The sequence below is a fragment of the Neobacillus sp. S1115 genome, assembly GCF_055385565.1.
Map to the genome: position 1 here is coordinate 2,071,063 of NZ_AP038275.1, position 16,930 is coordinate 2,087,992.

Sequence of the window (16,930 nt, forward strand, 5' to 3'; positions counted from 1 at the left end):
TAAAACTATACCCCTTTATAAGCTTGACGCAGGATTTCCATCAGTTCTCTAGTTAATGGACGCTTTGGATTGACGTTTGTATCAGGATCATGAAAGGCATGTAAGGCCATCTCGGCAATCTTGCTTTCATATACAGGCTGGCTCACACCGCATTCCTCGACACTTAACGGCAGATCGAGCTCTCTCGCCAAACTGATCACCGCTTCAACCAAGCTTTCTATACCTTCTTCCGTTGTCCGTGCCGGAAGCCCCAGCATTTTTGCCAGCTCAGCATAACGTTTATCAGCCTTATAATACTCATAACCGGCAAATGGCGTAAATTTCGTCGGCTTCACCGCGTTATAGCGAATAACAAGCGGCAAGAAAATCGCGTTTGCGCGGCCGTGAGCGATATTGAACTCGGCGCCAACAGCATGGGCAAGGCTGTGATTAATTCCTAAATAGGCGTTATTAAATGCAAGGCCCGCAATCGTGGAAGCGTAATGCATTTTCTCGCGTGCCAGCTCATCAGAACCGTTACGGTATGCCCTTGGCAAATACTCAAATACTAGCTGAATGGCCTTAATAATCTGTCCGTCTGTAAAATCATTGGCAACGACTGAAACAAAAGCTTCAAGAGCATGTGTTAAGACATCCATCCCGGTGTCTGCCGTGATTTCCTTCGGAACAGTCATCGAGAACTGTGGATCGATGATCGCCACATCTGGTAATAGTTCCGGGTCGGAAAGCGGGTATTTAATATTCGCTTTTTTATCCGTGATGACGGCAAAGGAGGTAACCTCCGAACCTGTTCCGGAAGTAGTTGGAATCGCGATCAACTTAGCCTTCTCCCGAAGCTTCGGATAAGTCACAACTCGTTTTCTCGGATTAAGAGTCTTCAGTTTCAAAGTGTTAAAGTTTGCCTCAGAATCCTCGTAAAATAACCACATCGCTTTTGCGGCATCAAGGACAGAACCGCCTCCTAAGGCAATGATCATATTTGGCTTAGCGTGTCTCATCAATTCAGCACCCGCCATGACCGTTTCGATGCTAGGGTCAGGCTCCACCTCAGAAAACACCTCATAGTGGACAAAATCAGGCCGTTTCGTTAGAAAATGGAGCACTTTATCGACATAACCATTTTTCACCGAACTTGGGCTTGTGACAATAAATGCCCTTTTAATATCCGGGATGATTTCCAATGCCTGAACAGAATTCTTACGATAATAAATTTGTGGCGGTGTCTTTAGGATTTGGGCGTTATTATTGCGTTTGGCGACCTTTTTAATATTAAGTAAATGCATGGCGCCGACATTGACTGAAACCGAGTTTCCTCCATATGTGCCCGTGCCCAGGGTGAGTGTCGGCAGTAAATCGTTATAAACGTTTCCAGTTGCCCCTTGGGCGGAAGGAGTATTGATTAGGATCCGTCCTGCCCTCATTCTTATTGCATACTGTTCAACAATCTGGTCATTAGCCGTATGAATGGAAGCGGTGTGGCCGAGTCCACCGTATTCTAATGTGGCTTCTGCCAGGTTAAAGGCTTCCTCCGTACTATTTGCCCTATAGCAGGCAAGGACAGGACTTAGTTTTTCGCAGGATAGCGGAGATTTCGGTCCTACTCCTTCCAACTCGACTACTAAAACCTTGGTATCAAATGGAACTTCGATTCCGGCCATTTGGGCAATTTTAAAGGCTGGAAGGCCGACAATCATCGGATTGAGGAAGCCGGTTTCTTCTTTTATCGCTACTTTTTCTAACTGTTTCCTTTCCTCCTCATTTAAAAAGTAACAGTTATTGGCGATCATTTCCGTAATGACTTCAGTATAGATTTCTTTATCGATGATTAATGCTTGCTCAGAGGCACAAATCATTCCATTATCATAGGTTTTCGACATAATCAGGTCTTGGACGGAGCTCTTGATATTGGCAGTTTTTTCGAAATAACAAGGTACATTGCCTGGCCCGACACCAATTGCCGGTTTGCCGGAACTATATGCGGCTTTCACCATGCTAGAACCTCCCGTCGCAAGAATTAGCGATACTTTTGGATGCTTCATTAACATATTGATACCATCTAGAGTGGTAGTTTCCATCCATTGAATACAATTTTCAGGAGCGCCTGCACGGACAGCGGCTTCTCTTAGAAGTTCAGCTGTGAACCTTCCCGAATTCTGTGAAACGGGGTGAAAGGAAAAAATAATCGGATTTCTTGTTTTCATAGAAATAAGAGATTTATAAATGACAGTGGATGTGGGATTTGTCACAGGCACCAGCGCGGCGATGACCCCGACAGGTTCGGCAATTTCATAGCTGCCCTCATGCGCGTTTTCACTGATAATGCCGACCGTTTTCAGATTTCGAAGGGTGTGATAAATCATCTCTGTTGCAAACATATTTTTCGTGATTTTATCTTCGTAAAGGCCTCGATTCGTTTCATCAACAGCCATTCTGGCAAATTTATCGTGGTTCTCGAGTGCAACAAGTGCCAACTGCTTGACAATTTCATCGACCATTTCCTGCGTAAAGCTGCGAAACTCCGTAGCTGCCTGAGCCGCATTAGCTGCTAATCGGTCAACACCCGAGACTGTTTGCTTTTGCTGTAACATTTTTTCTTCCAATGCCATTGATTGTTCCTCCCTAAAATCATTTATTGTGAAATGTTGAACAATAGGAAATTAATATTTTCCTTACGTTCAAAATATAGCAATCGTAAACCAAGAAATTTGTAGAATTATGCGGCGAAAGTTGGGGAAACACTTATAAATAGAATAGTTTCAAAGAATGTTCATAATTGCTTTTTTTAGAGTGGAAAACTCTCAATATTTTTATTTTTGGAAAATTTTGATACTATATTATGTATAAAGTCAATCATAAGAGGGGAGTAAAATAATGATTCTGCAACTAAAGGACGTTTCGCTCAAACGGAGCGATAAATGGATTTTAAAAAATGTCAATTGGCAAGTAGGAAAAGGGGAGCATTGGGTTTTATTCGGTTTAAACGGTTCTGGTAAAACGGCCATCCTAAATTTGCTGAACGCCTATAATTTCCCGACAAAGGGAAAAATTAATGTTTTAGGAATGGAGTTTGGGAAAACCTATCTTGCTGAAAAGCTGCGCAAGCAAATTGGCTTTGTTTCATCCTCACTTCAGGAAAAATTTCACCCGGGCGATAATGCCTTTGAAGTGGTACTAAGCGGAGCATTCGCTTCCATTGGTCTCTATGAAACTCCCACAGACGAAATACGAAGAAAAGCCATTTCCTTACTTGAGGAGCTTGGCTGCATCGATTATGCTAACAGAAATTATGAAACTTTATCGCAAGGGGAGAAACAGCGGGTGTTAATTGCCCGCGCGTTAATGGCTGACCCGTCTTTGCTGATTCTCGACGAGCCAACGAACGGTCTGGACTTTATTGCCCGTGAAAAACTATTGGAATCAATCGAAACGATTGCCAAAAATCCAAATGCACCAGCCATCATTTATGTTACTCATCATGTTGAAGAGATTCTGCCTGTATTCAATAAAACCTTGTTGCTAAAGGAGGGGCAGGTTTTTGCGTACGGAAACACCAATGAACTGTTATCGAGCGAGAGCCTTAGCCAATTTTTTAATCTGCCGGTTCGGGTTTCTTGGGAAAATAAAAGACCATTGCTGTCGAAGTTGCAGGTGACACATCAAAATATTTAGAAGAATAGGATATCCCGTGTGCAGGGATATCCTATTCTTTTAAATCGAGCAAATCTTTAACTCGCTTGCAATATTCTTCCTTTGGATAGGTATGATACAAACCGCTCGACAAGCGGACAGGGTCGCCGAAGAAGTACCGTTCATACTGGGTTTGCCTTGTGCCAAATGAGCTCATCGTCAGGTCCCAGGCTAATCGAAAAAGCTTGACGCGTTCCTCAGCATTTTTTCTAGAGCCTTGCAGATAGGATTCCAAATCCTGTTTTATAGGGGAATTAAAGTCCTTTTCAGTCGGCAAGGTAACCATTCCACTCGCGCCAATTAATTGAATGATTTCGCTGAATCTAGGATAAATTTTTGGAAAGACATTGCTAGCGACTTTAAGAGGAATGAGGCTTGGTCTCATATAACCCCACTCATCCAATTCCGCCTCTTCCTCAGATTTGAGCAGCAGCGCCCTCATCGTTTCAAGTCCGATGATGATTTCTGAAAGTTTTTCTTGAATATGCTGATATCCGCAAACATTGATTGTATCCGAAAGGGACTCGGCAAGTCCCAATAGAAATTCTGTTTTCACAACCTGTCTAGTGATGGCCTGGTGGTAGGCGTGATGGTAGAATGAGCTTTTCTCCATGAATTCATTTGCTGCATCGACATTTTCGTAAAAAAAGACTCTTTCCCACGGAACCACCACGTTATCAAAGACTAAAATCGTATCCATTTCTTCGTAACGCGAGCTGAGCGGATAATCAAAGACTGACTCACCGCTTACAAACGACTCTCTGCAAAGAAATTTAAGTCCTTTTGTATCAGAAGGGATGGAAAATGCATAGGCATCCGCGTCATTTGTCACTCCGCCGGCTGAATAAACTAGAACTTCATCCGTTAAACCGCCTTGGGTCGCTAACAGGCGAGCCCCCTTGATAATAATTCCCTTTGCGTTTTTCCCGACAATTTTGGCGGCAATTGGTTCTTTCGATTTTTCAAAGTTGATTTGCGACCGGTTAACCTGGGGAGTTATAAAGGTGTGGGTAAACGAGAGATCTTGATTCCTTGCCCTTTCATAGAGGGAAATAATATTTTCCGGAAAGCAATTCTCACTCCCTTTTAAAAATAAGGCGGAGGAGGCAAAGGCCATAACGACTGAATTCATATAATCCGGACTTCTACCCATCAGCCCATTGGTATGTCTGGCCCAAATTTCGATCATGGTCCGCCTTCTTTTTAAATCCTCTTTCGTCCGTGGCTGTAAATAGGATAGCCCAATCCGCTCTTCCGTCTCATCGGATAAAAAGGTTAGCTTTTCTTTCAGGGTCGAATCAAACTGTAAATCATATAAAGATGCTTTACTTTGAAGAAGACCTCTAAATGCAGGATGATCAGAAATTTGCCCTTCCAACCGTTCTCCATCCAGCCAAATTTCCTTGTTTAAACGATCCATACGTTCGATAAATTCTTTTCCGTTAATTGCTCCCATTTGACCACTCCCTAAAACATGGAGCATTAAAAAGTTTTGTAATTTATTTTATTGGGAAAGTGGTTGTCCTGCATGGGTTATCCAAACAATTGGACGAATTTGGGTATAGGTGGAAATGTTAGTGGATAATTATTCAAAAATAGGAAGAAAGTGGTGTATAAAAAGATTGTAATGAGGACTTTAGTAGAATGTCTACAGTCCCTTTAAAATAATATAATGAAAATTGAGAAAAAGAGAAAGGGAGAGGTTCAAACGATGAAGAAGAAGAAGAAGAAGATTTTTGGAAGCGCTTTATCTGTTGCTTTGGGAGCATCCGTTATATTTAGCGGAGGGATTTCAAAAAGCAGTGCTGCACCTGTGAACAAGGAGTACATAGTAATTTTTAAGGATCAATCCCAGCTTCCGGCAGGATATGAAAAAATGATCAAGGACGCCGGCGGAAAAGTGACAGGGAAGCTGGATAAGTTGGGGGCTGTTGAAGTAAGTTCAACAAATACTGCTTTTTTGGACAAGGTGAAAAAATCGAGTCTTGTTTTGGATGCAGGTGAAGAAAATATAGTTTACCCAGAGGAAGCTGCTATACAAGAAGCCGCGGAAGTTGGAGGGACTTCTGGTACAGCTGATTTATATGAACAGCTTCAATGGGATATTAAACAGGTAACCAATAATGGGGAGTCATGGAATTTACCAGGAGGAACTGGAATGCCAGTTTCAGGAGAAGAGATTGTGGTTGGTATAATTGATACAGGTATTGATTATAACCATCCAGATTTAAAAGCGAACTATATTTATGGAAAATCATTTGTGCCGGGATATTCGAATGCGATGGATGAAAATGGACACGGCACGCACGTGGCTGGTTCGATTGCCGGGAAAGGAAGAGTTTTAGGTGTTGGACCAGACCTGAAAGTGGCAGCCTACCGTGTCTTTGGACCAACTGGCGGTGCTGAAACTTCCCATATTGCAGAGGCTCTAATGACAGCTGCAGATGACAATGTTGATGTTGTCAATATGTCCCTTGGCGGTTACGACTGGTTCCAAGACCCTGAGTATGTAACTAAAGATGTTATAGCAGATGTTCGCTTATTTAATCGTGCTATTCAATATGCTATTCAAAAAGGGGTAACTGTAGTTGGTTCCGCAGGTAATAATGGGCTTGATTTAAGCAGTCCAGGCCAACTGTCGGGAGATGATAAAGGCGCAACACACCGAAGCCCGAGCAGTCAAACGATGATTCGGGTTTCAGCCGGCGGGGCTCAAAAAAATCTAGCATTCTATTCAAATTATGGAGTAGGAAAAATTGATGTGATGGCACCTGGCGGGGATTTGGGACCAAATTATGATCCTGCCACTGGAGCAGGAAGAGAAAATTTTTATCTTTGCCTAAGTACAATTCCTGGCGGTGGATATGGATATAAAGCCGGCACTTCAATGGCCGCACCAAAAACAGCTGCCTTAGCGGGAGTGATCATCGCGAAGTACGGAAAAGACGTTCTTAAGCCTGCGCAGGTAAAACAAATCATCCAGTCTTCAGCAGAGGATGTGTTTAAACCAGGTTATGATGAAAAGGCTGGATTTGGATTAATAAATGCTGTTAACGCATTAAATCAATAAAAAACAAAGCAAAGAAGCGATCGGTGGTGATCGCTTCTTTGCTTTGTTTTTTCACTACAGTGAATCTGAATTTTTTAAATAGAAACATAAATGTGAAGGAATTTTAAGGGTGCTTTTCCATAATTCTCAACTATCCGTTGACCAATATTAAATCTATATTAAAAAAGCAAATGTATAGACCTAACTTTTACAAAGTGTCGAATTATTTTTGAACATTTGGTGACAAATCTTCTGAATGGGTGTCTTTTAATAATGTTTGGTATTAAGATAGTTACTAATGATGTGATGTAAATCACAAACAAAAAATTTTTTTAACATGATATTTTTTAAATAAAAGAAAGGGGTACTAGCATGAAAGTAAAATCGGCTTTGTTACTGCTTGTTCTCACTATTGTCACAGTGCTTACAGGATGTGAACCACTTATGGTTCTTGATCCTAAAGGGCCGCAAGCCGAAAGGCAAGCCCACGATATTTTGTTATCTATTGGGATCATGTCGTTCATAGTAATTGTAGTTTTCGCTATTTTGATTTATGTGCTAATTAAGTATCGTGCCTCAAAGGCAAGCCCAGATTATGAACCGCCTCACATTGAAGGAAATAAATGGGTTGAGCTAATTTGCGTCGGTATTCCTGTCATCATTGTCACTTACTTTTCAATCGTTTCTGTTCAAAGTAACAATATTGTCGAAGCAAAACCAATAAAATATCAGGATAAAGATCCTTTAGTCATTTATGCATCTTCATCTGACTGGAAATGGCATTTTAGTTATCCTGAACAAAATATTGAAACGGTCAACTATTTGTATATTCCAACAGACCGGCCGATCGAATTTAAGCTTTATTCCTACGGACCAATCACTAGCTTCTGGATTCCACAACTTGGCGGTCAAAAATACGCTATGTCAGATATGGTGACGACACTGCACTTAGCTGCAGATGAACCGGGTGAAATGATGGGCCGTAACGCGAACTTCAGCGGTAAAGGTACTGCTGAAAATACGTTTAATGTTACAGCAATGTCTGAAAAAGATTTCGATAAATGGGTAAAAGACGTTAAGAAAACGGCAAAACCTTTATCAGAGAAAAAATTTGATGAGTTATTAAAGCCAGGACACCTTGGACAAATGACTTTTACAGGGACTCATTTAAAATTTAGTCCAGCACCAGAACACGATCATAGTCCTTCCGCAAAACCAGAGGAAGGTCAAACTGACCACTCAAAAATGGAAATGGATATGGATATGTCAGATCACCAAAATCATGAGTAATTGTTAAAAGGTTTATGAAACGAATTATTGAAAAAATTAATCTCTCGAAAGGAGTTAATAAAGGATGGAGTTCTTTGAACGTTTTGCCATACCAAATCCAAGTCTTGCAATCTATGCATCTATGGTAGCGATTGGCCTAACAGTGGTTGCCATTATTGCAGGCCTAACCTATTTCAAAAAATGGGGATATTTATGGCGCGAATGGTTAACAACAGTTGACCATAAACGGATTGGGATTATGTATTTACTCTCTGCCTTAATTATGTTATTCCGCGGCGGCGTGGACGCGATTATGCTGCGTGCCCAGCTGGCTGTACCTGATAATAAACTGCTTGATCCTCAGCATTACAATGAAGTTTTCTCAACACACGGGGTTATTATGGTCATGTTCATGGCGATGCCATTTATCTTTGCCTTCATGAACTACCTTGTGCCGTTACAAATTGGCGCACGTGACGTGGCCTTCCCTAGATTAAATGCAATAAGCTTCTGGCTATTCTTCTTTGGTGCGATGCTGTTTAATATCTCTTTTGTTATTGGCGGATCTCCTGATGCAGGATGGACTTCTTATTTCCCGCTCGCAGGGAATGATTTCAGCCAACATGTAGGAACGAACTATTATATGATTGCGATTCAAATATCTGGTATTGGGTCACTAATGACCGGTATTAACATGATTACAACAATAATGAAAATGAGAGCACCTGGCATGACCTTAATGAAAATGCCGATGTTTACATGGTCTGTTTTAGTAACAAACCTTATCATCGTAACGGTTTTCCCTGTCATTACAGTTGCGCTTGCGATGGGAACCATGGACAGATTGTTCGGAACTCACTTCTTTGCAACGACAAATGGCGGTATGGATATGCTCTGGGCCAACCTATTCTGGGTTTGGGGACATCCTGAAGTTTATATCCTTATATTACCTGCATTTGGTATTTACAGTGAGGTTATCTCAACCTTTGCCGGCCGGAACCTTTATGGCTATAAATCAATGGTTGCATCCATGGTTATTATCTCAGCATTATCCTGTATGGTTTGGGCACACCATTTCTTTACGATGGGGCAGGGGGCAGTAGCAAACAGCTTCTTCTCTATTACAACAATGATGATTGCCGTTCCAACAGGTGTTAAGATTTTCAACTGGTTATTCACTTTATGGAAAGGGAAAATTCGATTTACCGTTCCAATGTTATACTCTCTAGGGTTTATTCCGCTATTTGTAATCGGCGGGATGACAGGGGTCATGCTAGCGATGTCAGCTGCTGACTATCAGTACCATAACACAATGTTCTTAGTAGCTCACTTCCATAACACAATTATCCCGGGTGTAGTATTTGCTATGCTAGCTGGTCTAACGTATTATTGGCCAAAAATGTTTGGCTTTATGTTAAATGAAAGAATTGGGAAATGGTCATTCTGGACGCTTACAATCGGATTCTGCTTAGCGTTCTTCCCAATGTATATTACTGGTTTAGATGGTCAGGCACGCCGTATGTACACTTATTCAGAAGCAACAGGTTATGGACCATTAAATATGGTTTCATTCGTTGGTGCAGGTGTTATGGCCATCAGCTTTGCATTGATTGTCTATAACGTTTATTACAGTGTTCGTTATTCACCAAGAAATGTTGGTGCAGATCCATGGGATGCACGTTCGCTTGAATGGGCAACACATACTCCTGTACCGGAATACAACTTTGCCATCGAGCCTCAGGTTGCTTCTAGTGAAGCATTCTGGGATTCCAAGAAAAAAGGTCATGAGCTGTTCCCGGGTAAAGTGGAAAAAATCCATATGCCAAATAACAGCGGAGTTCCATTTATTATGGGCGCAATCTTCTTTGTGTTAGGATTTTCGCTGGTCTTCTCCTTATGGATTCCGGCAATTCTTTCACTAATTGGAATTTTGGCATGTATGGCTCTACGCTCATTCGAACAGGACCACGGCCGATATATTTCTGTTAAAGAAATAGAAGAAACTGAAACAAAACTGCGAGGTGCTAAATAATGAACGTCGATCACTCGCTGCCATTAGAATATGGTACAAAACAAAACGGACTGAATATTTTTGGCTTTTGGGTTTTCCTTGCAGCTGAAATTATGCTGTTTGCTACACTGTTTACCTCTTACTTTACGTTAGAGCATAGAACCGGAAGCGGTCCAAGTGGTACAGAAATTTTTGAAATAGCTCCGGTTATTATAGAAACACTTTTGTTATTAACAAGTAGTTTTACAATTGGACTTGGCGTTCACGCAATGCGTCTAGGACGCAAAAAAGCAATGATGACCTTCTTTGTGATTACACTTCTTCTTGGTCTAGGGTTCTTAGGCTTTGAAATTGATGAATTCATCACCTATATCCATGATGGTGCAACATTGCAGACTAGCGCATTTACTGCCATGCTGATGACTACATTAGGTACACACGGACTGCACGTTACCTTCGGATTATTCTGGGGAACAGCTATCCTTTTGCAAGTGAAAAAACGCGGCTTAACGCCTGAAACTGCGAATAAATCCTTTATCTTTTCACTTTACTGGCATTTCTTGGATGTCGTCTGGATCTTCATCTTCAGCTTCATCTATTTGAAAGGAATGATGTAAGATGAGCGAATTATTCCCACGAAAACAAATAATTGGTTTTGTCTTTTCCTTAGTCCTAACGGCAGCTGCTCTGGCAGTCTATTTCTTGAAACTCTCCTTTGCACAAGGAATGGTTGTCCTAGTTGCCACAGCATTTGTTCAGGCTCTTCTGCAGCTTGTTGTGTTTATGCACGCTGGCGAATCAGAAGATAAGTGGGTAATTTATGGCAAGGTATTTTTTATGATTGCCATGGCCCTGATTACTGTTTTTGGAACATTACTCATTTTCCTTTGGGATATGTAGATAAATGAAGAAAGGGAGCGTCTTTTACAGACGCTCTCTTTTTTCCTAACGCATAAATTCAACTACTCCTCTGTCTTCGTCCTACCGGATTCGCCAATCGGCGAGTTTTCATTTATCTTTTTACTAAATATAATCTCGGTTTCATTGGCATTGTCGGGATTTCTAATCCCTTATCCGTCTTTTCTACCATTTCCTCAGTCGCGATAAAAAACATTCCCATCAGAAAGAACATCACCGCTCCCACAATGGTACCAATCCCAATCCCGGTGACCGGCATTAAACCGCTTACAATTCCGTATAAAAAAATCATGATACCTGTTAGTAAGGTAACACTGCCGGCCCATTTTGTTGCATGTAATATTTTCATTCGCGTATTCATCATTACGACCTCCTTGGGATGGGGATGATTTACACTTCCAAAACTCTTATACTATATATTATTCACCGAGTTCACAAAATTGTCAAAACTTTGTTCACAAAATTGTCAAAAAATATTTTAAATTTGTCACAAATATGTGGTATATGTTCGTGAAGACAAAAAGGATTCAGTTAGACGACTGAATCCTTAAGGGGGAGAATCTACAAATTCAATTCTTGTGATGGTTCACCATTAAGATTCATAATACGAACGGTTTCTGGTTTTATCTCCAGAAAAATATAGTTCGGATCGTCAGGGCCGTTGAACCATTGATTAAATGACTCTTCCCAATATTGTTGTTTCAGATGAGCAGAATCATTAACAGCGGTAGTTCCGGATATTTCAACATAGGAATCAGTTTGTCCTTTTTTTTCATAGCCTAATAAAACAGATACGTTCGGATTTTTCTCAATTTCCCCGATTTTTTCAGTATCCCTTTTTGTTGGTGTATATAAGGTTAATTCGTCGTTATAAAAAGTCATATACCGGGAATGGGGTTTATTATTTTCAACTGTCGATAGAATGCCCGTTTTGTGGTCTGAGATAACCTTCTGGACCTTTTCTTTTAAATCTGAATTTGTCATGAAAATCTACTCCTTTAAGTGAAGTACTCAATTTTTGCTTCAGGGAAATAATTATGGATATATGAACCCAAGGTATCTTTGATATCCTCTTGCTCTTGGTCGGTATACACGTACTTTCCGATCCCGTAGCGTCCCCATTTCCATTTCCGTTTCGACTCATCCAATTCCAATTTCGTCATTGGATAGTTTTTTTCTATGACCTTTTTTGCCGGTTTGGTAAAGCGATGTTGAATCAGCTCGAAGGTTAAGTCCTTTTTCGCTGCATTTGGAAGTTTGGCCTCTAATTTTTCAAACATTTCCTTATAACCTTCCTTCCAACCGTCATGTAAATAGATAGGGGCGATTATAAAACCTAATGGGAATCCTGCATTCGCAACTTTTCCGGCCGCCTCAATTCTTTCTTGTTGGCGGGAGGTGCCTGGCTCAAAATTTTTGATGATATAATCATCGTTCATGCTAAACCGAAAGCGGGTTTTTCCATTATGTTTGGCATCGAGCAAATGGTCGACATGGGCAAACTTTGTGACAAACCGAAGCTTTCCATATTCAGATTCACCAAAAAACTCAATCGCTTTTTTTAAGGTGTGGGTTAAGTGATCCACACCGACGATGTCCGAAGTACAGGATGCTTCAAATCGTGTTGGTTCCGGAGCACGTTCCTTCATATAATTCTCGGCTGCTTCAAAAATATCATCAATGTTGACATAGGTGCGGATATAGGGTTTACTGCCCATCGTCGTTTGCAAATAACAATAATGGCAATGACCCATGCAGCCAGTCACAAAGGGAATCGCATATTCTGCTGAAGGTTTGGAGGTATCAAATTTTAGCGTTTTTCTTACTCCGACCACGAGTGTTGATTTGGCGACACGATACCTTTGAAAGTCATTCTCTCCGGGTAAATTCCGAATTTGATTATGGGAGGTGGTTTGCCTGATCTCAATCCCCATATTTTCAAATTTGGACACAAGCTCTTTTCCAAGTGGATAGGTCAATGCATCGGGTTCTACATAGACAAGTTGAGGGACAAAGGGTTTAACCATAATAACCCTCGATTTCTGTGTAGCCGAATGCTTCCTGAAAGGCATTTTCCGCCTCGAAAGAAGAACTAAAAACCGCTACTTCATCATTTAATGGATAATAGGTTTCATAAACAAACAGCGCCAAATCACCTGGTGACTCGGGATTTTGAACAACCGCTGCTTCTTGGACATTGGCCACATCCTGTGCATGAGGATTGCGAATAATTACATATACTATTTGTCCCGGTTGAAAGGATTGAATCGACATGGTTTCATCCTTCCTTTCCTAAATGTGGTTTATTAACATATCCATGCTAATCCTTCATTATTTTCTCCAAATTAAAATAAGTTATTTCTATTAAAAAAATACAAAAATTTCCCATTTTGTGAAACTATAATGACCTTTCCTCCGTCTAATTCAATGTTGTAAAAAGCAATAGAGAAATAGGGGGAAAACTAAATGAAGAAATTTTTATTACCATTCGCAGCATTAACTATGACTATTGGTCTTGCTGCATGCTCAAGTAATGACGAGGCAAAAACGACAGAGAGGGAAAAGAAAAATACGGAGGAAGCAGTAGCACCCAAGACGGATGTAAAGAAGGAATTAGTTAAATTCTATACGGAGCTAGGTAAGAAAATTAACGCGAAAGATGTGGCTTTAGATACATATGTAGCGAAGGCATCCAAGGAAGACGCAAAGCCGGAAGACCTGCCAACAGTTGAGGATAAAGCAGGTGCAAGTGCGGCTGCAGCAGCCATTGCCGATGAACTGAACGTCATTCAAATTCCAGCAGAGTTGAAGGACCATCAGTCAGAGCTTGAAGCCGTCATAAAAGAATTTGCAGCGTCCTACCAAGCAAAAGCTGATGAATTGAAAAAAGAAGCCCCAAATTTTGAAGCAGCAGACGCAACCTTTGAAAAAGCTGACGAAGCACTTGGAAAGGTATTTGAAAGTGAGAAGTTATTGCCGCCAAGCTTGGGGAATCAAGTTAATTAAGCATAATTATAATTACAAGCCGAATTCATTTCGGCTTGTTTTTTTGTTTAATTATTCTTTCATTTTTATTAAGCCGATATGGGAATTCTATTTGGTCTATGATAATATCTTTTTAGGTTATCAGTATTTATCCCGAAGGACAAAATAGTGATGCAGCATATATAGAAGGAAATGCAGATGAAGGGGAATTTTTAATGATTAATGAAAGCAGTAATATGCTTTTTAACTTATTGGTTATTATAATCGCAATGATTGATCATCAATTCTGGAATGAAAGTAAGCCTGAAAGTCCATTTGTAAAAAAGTATGGAATTCTCGTCACCTATGGAACCACCATATTGTTTTGTATGGTATTTTCCTTCTATAAAGATAACGGGTTGAATTTTGATTTGCGGAGGATCCCTCTTTGGTTGGGTACCTTGTATGGCGGCCCTTTCGGTATGTAACATCCATATACTGGATAATGGTGTTGGAATGAGCAGAGAAGTGCTTGAAAGGCTAGGCGAGCCCTATTTTACCATGACGGGAAACGGAACTGGGCTGGGGATGATGGTGGTTTATAGAATCATTGAAAGTATGAATGGCAAAATTAAGATTCATAGTTCACCCGGTAAAGGTACAGAGGTTATCCTTTCTTTACCGGCAATCTCAGATTAAAACTATCATTATTAAACATAGTAGATATAGATTAAACACACAGGTTCTGTGTGTTTTTTATTTTTTTAATTTGTATTTAAAAACTTTCATTTATTTAAGGTGCCTTTCGCAAAAGTGTTTCTTATTTTTGCGAATCTTTTGCATAAGTGTAAAAAAACGATTATAGAAAACCAGGTTTTAAAAAGAACAAAAATTGGCATAAAAATTGCAAGTAAAAATAAAAGAAGGAGGAATAATGATTGATTTTATAAAAAATAAAAGGAAAAAAATTAAGGGGGATGGAAATTTTGCGACTAAGAAATAAGATTGCATTTGTTACAGGTGCAGGGGGGCCAATGGGGCAAGCAATTGCTTTACGCTTTGCTGAAGAGGGTGCCAAAATCGCCATAACAGATATTTCTGAGAAAAGATTGTTTGAAACCAGAGAAAAATTATTAGATTTTGTGGATCATGAAAATATTTTAGCAATACGGGCAAACGTACTAGTTTTTGATGAGATAAAAGAAGTGGTAAATGGAGTTAACGAAGAATTCGGTAAAATAGACATTCTTGTTAATGTTGTTGGCGGTATTCGGGATAAGAGTTTAGTTAAATCCATTTTTGAAATTGATGACGAGCGATGGGATCAAACGATGGAACTAAATTTAAAGGGTACGTTTAATTGTACCAAATTAGTTTCGCCAAAGATGATTCAAAATGGATATGGGAAAATCATCAATATTTCCACGATCCATTTTGAAGGTGAAAAAGGATACTCAGATTATGGGGCAGCGAAGGCAGGGGTAGCTTCTTTTACAAAAACCGCCGCAAAGGAATTGAGCCCGAATGTTAATGTTAATTGTATTGCACCCGGGTTAATTCAAACATCTATTTTAGATCGCATGGATAGTGAAACTCTAGAAGAATATCGTCAACAAACGTTATTGGGAAGATTGGGGAAGCCAGCAGATGTCGCTAATGCAGCATTATTTTTAGCTAGTGATGAATCGAGCTATATTACTGGACATATCATGCCAGTTTCTGGTGGCATTTGGCCGCACCTATAATTGAAGGGAGATTTGATGCTAATGGGAGTTTTAAATAATTTGCGGAAAAAATTTTTAAGTATTGCTTTGATCTCGTTACTACTCTTACTTACGGCATGTGGAAGCCAGTCTTCGTCCAATTCGGAAAGCTCAGGGGATTCAAAGAATGTCATTAAAGTGGGGCTGAGTGTTCCATTGTCAGGGGCAGCCGCCAACTGGGGAATCACTTCTGAATGGGCAGCCAAACAAGCAGCCAATAAGATCAATGAGGAAGGTGGAGTTACAGTTGACGGGAAGAAATATACCTTTCAGGTCATAGCCTATGATAATAAATATAATGCAACGACAGGAGCACAAGTAGCTCAAACACTAATTAATAAGGATAAAGTTAAATTTATTGCGGGTTCTATTGGCAGTGCACCAACACTAGCATTACACACCTTAACTGAGAAAGCGAAAGTAATCCATTTTACCTCAGCATGGACTCCAGACATAAAAGGAAAGAAATTCCCTTATACTTACACAACCTTGAATACACCTAGAGAGGTTATTGAACCAATCTCCACTTATATTCTTGAAAAAGATCATAATCTTAAAAAAGTTGCTGTCATAAATCCCAATGATGCAACAGGAACGGATACTTCAGCAGTGTCGCTTAAAGTATGGGATGAAAAGGGACTTGAAATAGTGGTTGAGGATTATTACGAAAGAGGCACAACCGAATTTTCACAAATTGTAACAAAAATTCTTTCCAAAAAACCAGATATTATTGATTTAGGCGCAACCCCTCCAGGTGATGCAGGATTAATTTTGAAAGCCCTATCAGAGCAGGGATGGGATGGCGTGAAAATAATTGGGGCAGGAACAAGTGCTGATCAATTGATTGCTGCTGCAGGAGAAGCGGCAAATAACGTTTACCTAGGGTTAGCTCCAGATTTTAATAGTAAAATTGCTACCGATGTCCAAAAGGAATTGGCAAAAAAAGCCAATCAAGAATTAAAACAAACTCTAAATGCGATTTCCATGCAGTCTTATGATGGGTTAATGGCGATAAAAGCTGCCATTGATAAGACAGAAAGTTTGGACCCTGATAAGTTAATCAAGGCACTTCAAGAAGTTAAAGTAGATAGTTCTTACGGCCCAACTGCTTTTGGTTATAAAGCAACCTACGGTATCGCTCAACAAATGCTTCTTCCTATAACCATTACTCAAATACAAAATGGGTCACCAGTGGAAGTAAAAAGAATCATTCCAAAGGAATTAGAAGAGAAAGGAATTAAATAGAGGACGAGCAGGGGTGGCTTGGAA

At 40.2% G+C, this 16,930-nt stretch carries 16 protein-coding genes and 1 pseudogene; 11 read left to right on the forward strand and 6 right to left on the reverse strand.

Annotated elements, in window-relative coordinates; genetic code table 11:
• Nucleotides 1–5 precede the first annotated feature (5 nt).
• On the reverse strand, nucleotides 6–2,606 hold the full coding sequence (gene adhE, locus ACZ5B7_RS10180; protein ID WP_464493619.1) for a bifunctional acetaldehyde-CoA/alcohol dehydrogenase: 2,601 nt from the start codon (nucleotides 2,604–2,606) through the stop codon (nucleotides 6–8).
• Nucleotides 2,607–2,871: 265 nt separating this feature from the next.
• Here adhE and ACZ5B7_RS10185 point away from each other — a divergent pair, with 265 nt between their 5' ends.
• Nucleotides 2,872–3,669 carry an ABC transporter ATP-binding protein gene (locus ACZ5B7_RS10185; RefSeq protein ID WP_464493620.1) on the forward strand — a complete coding sequence of 266 codons (798 nt, stop codon included), beginning with the start codon at nucleotides 2,872–2,874 and terminating at the stop codon, nucleotides 3,667–3,669.
• Between the two features lie 31 nt (nucleotides 3,670–3,700).
• On the opposite strand, the gene hpaB is transcribed toward ACZ5B7_RS10185, so the two are convergent.
• On the reverse strand, nucleotides 3,701–5,143 hold the full coding sequence (hpaB, locus tag ACZ5B7_RS10190) for a 4-hydroxyphenylacetate 3-monooxygenase, oxygenase component (RefSeq protein WP_464493621.1): 1,443 nt from the start codon (nucleotides 5,141–5,143) through the stop codon (nucleotides 3,701–3,703).
• Between the two features lie 255 nt (nucleotides 5,144–5,398).
• Between hpaB and ACZ5B7_RS10195 the strand changes: the two genes are divergently transcribed.
• The 5 genes from ACZ5B7_RS10195 (at nucleotide 5,399) to qoxD (ending at nucleotide 10,916) form a co-directional block, all read left to right on the forward strand.
• Nucleotides 5,399–6,757 (forward strand): S8 family peptidase, encoded by a 1,359-nt coding sequence (locus ACZ5B7_RS10195; protein WP_464493622.1) that lies wholly within the window; start codon nucleotides 5,399–5,401, stop codon nucleotides 6,755–6,757.
• 351 nt (nucleotides 6,758–7,108) lie between these two features.
• The gene (qoxA, locus tag ACZ5B7_RS10200) at nucleotides 7,109–8,026 is read left to right on the forward strand and encodes a cytochrome aa3 quinol oxidase subunit II (RefSeq protein ID WP_464493623.1); all 918 of its coding nucleotides are present in this window, start codon (nucleotides 7,109–7,111) and stop codon (nucleotides 8,024–8,026) included.
• Nucleotides 8,027–8,090: 64 nt separating this feature from the next.
• On the forward strand, nucleotides 8,091–10,037 hold the full coding sequence (gene qoxB / locus ACZ5B7_RS10205; RefSeq protein WP_464493624.1) for a cytochrome aa3 quinol oxidase subunit I: 1,947 nt from the start codon (nucleotides 8,091–8,093) through the stop codon (nucleotides 10,035–10,037).
• A complete protein-coding gene (gene qoxC / locus ACZ5B7_RS10210; RefSeq protein ID WP_378581131.1) occupies nucleotides 10,037–10,633 on the forward strand; it encodes a cytochrome aa3 quinol oxidase subunit III in 597 nt (198 codons plus the stop codon). The genes qoxB and qoxC overlap by 1 nt, the downstream gene beginning before the upstream one ends.
• A 1-nt stretch (nucleotide 10,634) precedes the next feature.
• Nucleotides 10,635–10,916: a cytochrome aa3 quinol oxidase subunit IV gene (gene qoxD, locus ACZ5B7_RS10215; RefSeq protein ID WP_213140715.1), complete on the forward strand. Its 282-nt coding sequence runs from the start codon at nucleotides 10,635–10,637 to the stop codon at nucleotides 10,914–10,916.
• A 112-nt stretch (nucleotides 10,917–11,028) separates the two neighbouring features.
• On the opposite strand, the gene ACZ5B7_RS10220 is transcribed toward qoxD, so the two are convergent.
• The 4 genes from ACZ5B7_RS10220 to ACZ5B7_RS10235 all read right to left on the reverse strand — a co-directional run bounded on the left by ACZ5B7_RS10220 (nucleotide 11,029) and on the right by ACZ5B7_RS10235 (nucleotide 13,208).
• Nucleotides 11,029–11,298 carry a hypothetical protein gene (locus ACZ5B7_RS10220; protein WP_464493625.1) on the reverse strand — a complete coding sequence of 90 codons (270 nt, stop codon included), beginning with the start codon at nucleotides 11,296–11,298 and terminating at the stop codon, nucleotides 11,029–11,031.
• Nucleotides 11,299–11,495: 197 nt separating this feature from the next.
• Nucleotides 11,496–11,918 carry a pyridoxamine 5'-phosphate oxidase family protein gene (locus ACZ5B7_RS10225; RefSeq protein WP_464493626.1) on the reverse strand — a complete coding sequence of 141 codons (423 nt, stop codon included), beginning with the start codon at nucleotides 11,916–11,918 and terminating at the stop codon, nucleotides 11,496–11,498.
• 14 nt (nucleotides 11,919–11,932) lie between these two features.
• On the reverse strand, nucleotides 11,933–12,961 hold the full coding sequence (splB, locus tag ACZ5B7_RS10230; RefSeq protein ID WP_464493627.1) for a spore photoproduct lyase: 1,029 nt from the start codon (nucleotides 12,959–12,961) through the stop codon (nucleotides 11,933–11,935).
• Nucleotides 12,954–13,208 (reverse strand): transcriptional regulator SplA domain-containing protein, encoded by a 255-nt coding sequence (locus tag ACZ5B7_RS10235; protein WP_464493628.1) that lies wholly within the window; start codon nucleotides 13,206–13,208, stop codon nucleotides 12,954–12,956. Before ACZ5B7_RS10235 ends, splB begins: the two co-directional genes overlap by 8 nt.
• A 192-nt stretch (nucleotides 13,209–13,400) precedes the next feature.
• On the opposite strand from ACZ5B7_RS10235, the gene ACZ5B7_RS10240 reads away from it, so the two are divergent.
• The 5 genes and pseudogenes from ACZ5B7_RS10240 to ACZ5B7_RS10260 all read left to right on the forward strand — a co-directional run bounded on the left by ACZ5B7_RS10240 (nucleotide 13,401) and on the right by ACZ5B7_RS10260 (nucleotide 16,906).
• Nucleotides 13,401–13,940, forward strand: coding sequence for a YgdI/YgdR family lipoprotein (locus tag ACZ5B7_RS10240; RefSeq protein ID WP_464493629.1), 540 nt, complete (start codon nucleotides 13,401–13,403; stop codon nucleotides 13,938–13,940).
• A gap of 194 nt (nucleotides 13,941–14,134) precedes the next feature.
• The gene (locus tag ACZ5B7_RS10245) at nucleotides 14,135–14,386 is read left to right on the forward strand and encodes a hypothetical protein (protein WP_464493630.1); all 252 of its coding nucleotides are present in this window, start codon (nucleotides 14,135–14,137) and stop codon (nucleotides 14,384–14,386) included.
• A 1-nt stretch (nucleotide 14,387) separates the two neighbouring features.
• Nucleotides 14,388–14,597 (forward strand): annotated as a pseudogene (locus ACZ5B7_RS10250) (ATP-binding protein); the annotation flags it as partial.
• Between the two features lie 287 nt (nucleotides 14,598–14,884).
• Nucleotides 14,885–15,643 carry an SDR family NAD(P)-dependent oxidoreductase gene (locus ACZ5B7_RS10255; RefSeq protein WP_423801745.1) on the forward strand — a complete coding sequence of 253 codons (759 nt, stop codon included), beginning with the start codon at nucleotides 14,885–14,887 and terminating at the stop codon, nucleotides 15,641–15,643.
• Nucleotides 15,644–15,664: 21 nt separating this feature from the next.
• Complete coding sequence (locus ACZ5B7_RS10260) at nucleotides 15,665–16,906, forward strand: ABC transporter substrate-binding protein (RefSeq protein ID WP_464493631.1); 1,242 nt, start codon at nucleotides 15,665–15,667, stop codon at nucleotides 16,904–16,906.
• Nucleotides 16,907–16,930: the final 24 nt, after the last annotated feature.

What these genes read in the sequence shown, in the direction of transcription:
- splB (WP_464493627.1), bottom strand. Translation starts at nt 12,961, where the DNA reads ATGGTTAAACCCTTTGTCCCTCAACTTGTCTATGTAGAACCCGATGCA.
- hpaB (WP_464493621.1), bottom strand. Translation starts at nt 5,143, where the DNA reads ATGGGAGCAATTAACGGAAAAGAATTTATCGAACGTATGGATCGTTTA.
- ACZ5B7_RS10260 (WP_464493631.1), top strand. Translation starts at nt 15,665, where the DNA reads ATGGGAGTTTTAAATAATTTGCGGAAAAAATTTTTAAGTATTGCTTTG.
- ACZ5B7_RS10245 (WP_464493630.1), top strand. Translation starts at nt 14,135, where the DNA reads ATGATTAATGAAAGCAGTAATATGCTTTTTAACTTATTGGTTATTATA.
- ACZ5B7_RS10235 (WP_464493628.1), bottom strand. Translation starts at nt 13,208, where the DNA reads ATGTCGATTCAATCCTTTCAACCGGGACAAATAGTATATGTAATTATT.
- ACZ5B7_RS10195 (WP_464493622.1), top strand. Translation starts at nt 5,399, where the DNA reads ATGAAGAAGAAGAAGAAGAAGATTTTTGGAAGCGCTTTATCTGTTGCT.
- qoxD (WP_213140715.1), top strand. Translation starts at nt 10,635, where the DNA reads ATGAGCGAATTATTCCCACGAAAACAAATAATTGGTTTTGTCTTTTCC.
- ACZ5B7_RS10185 (WP_464493620.1), top strand. Translation starts at nt 2,872, where the DNA reads ATGATTCTGCAACTAAAGGACGTTTCGCTCAAACGGAGCGATAAATGG.
- adhE (WP_464493619.1), bottom strand. Translation starts at nt 2,606, where the DNA reads ATGGCATTGGAAGAAAAAATGTTACAGCAAAAGCAAACAGTCTCGGGT.
- qoxB (WP_464493624.1), top strand. Translation starts at nt 8,091, where the DNA reads ATGGAGTTCTTTGAACGTTTTGCCATACCAAATCCAAGTCTTGCAATC.
- ACZ5B7_RS10240 (WP_464493629.1), top strand. Translation starts at nt 13,401, where the DNA reads ATGAAGAAATTTTTATTACCATTCGCAGCATTAACTATGACTATTGGT.
- ACZ5B7_RS10225 (WP_464493626.1), bottom strand. Translation starts at nt 11,918, where the DNA reads ATGACAAATTCAGATTTAAAAGAAAAGGTCCAGAAGGTTATCTCAGAC.
- qoxC (WP_378581131.1), top strand. Translation starts at nt 10,037, where the DNA reads ATGAACGTCGATCACTCGCTGCCATTAGAATATGGTACAAAACAAAAC.
- qoxA (WP_464493623.1), top strand. Translation starts at nt 7,109, where the DNA reads ATGAAAGTAAAATCGGCTTTGTTACTGCTTGTTCTCACTATTGTCACA.
- ACZ5B7_RS10220 (WP_464493625.1), bottom strand. Translation starts at nt 11,298, where the DNA reads ATGATGAATACGCGAATGAAAATATTACATGCAACAAAATGGGCCGGC.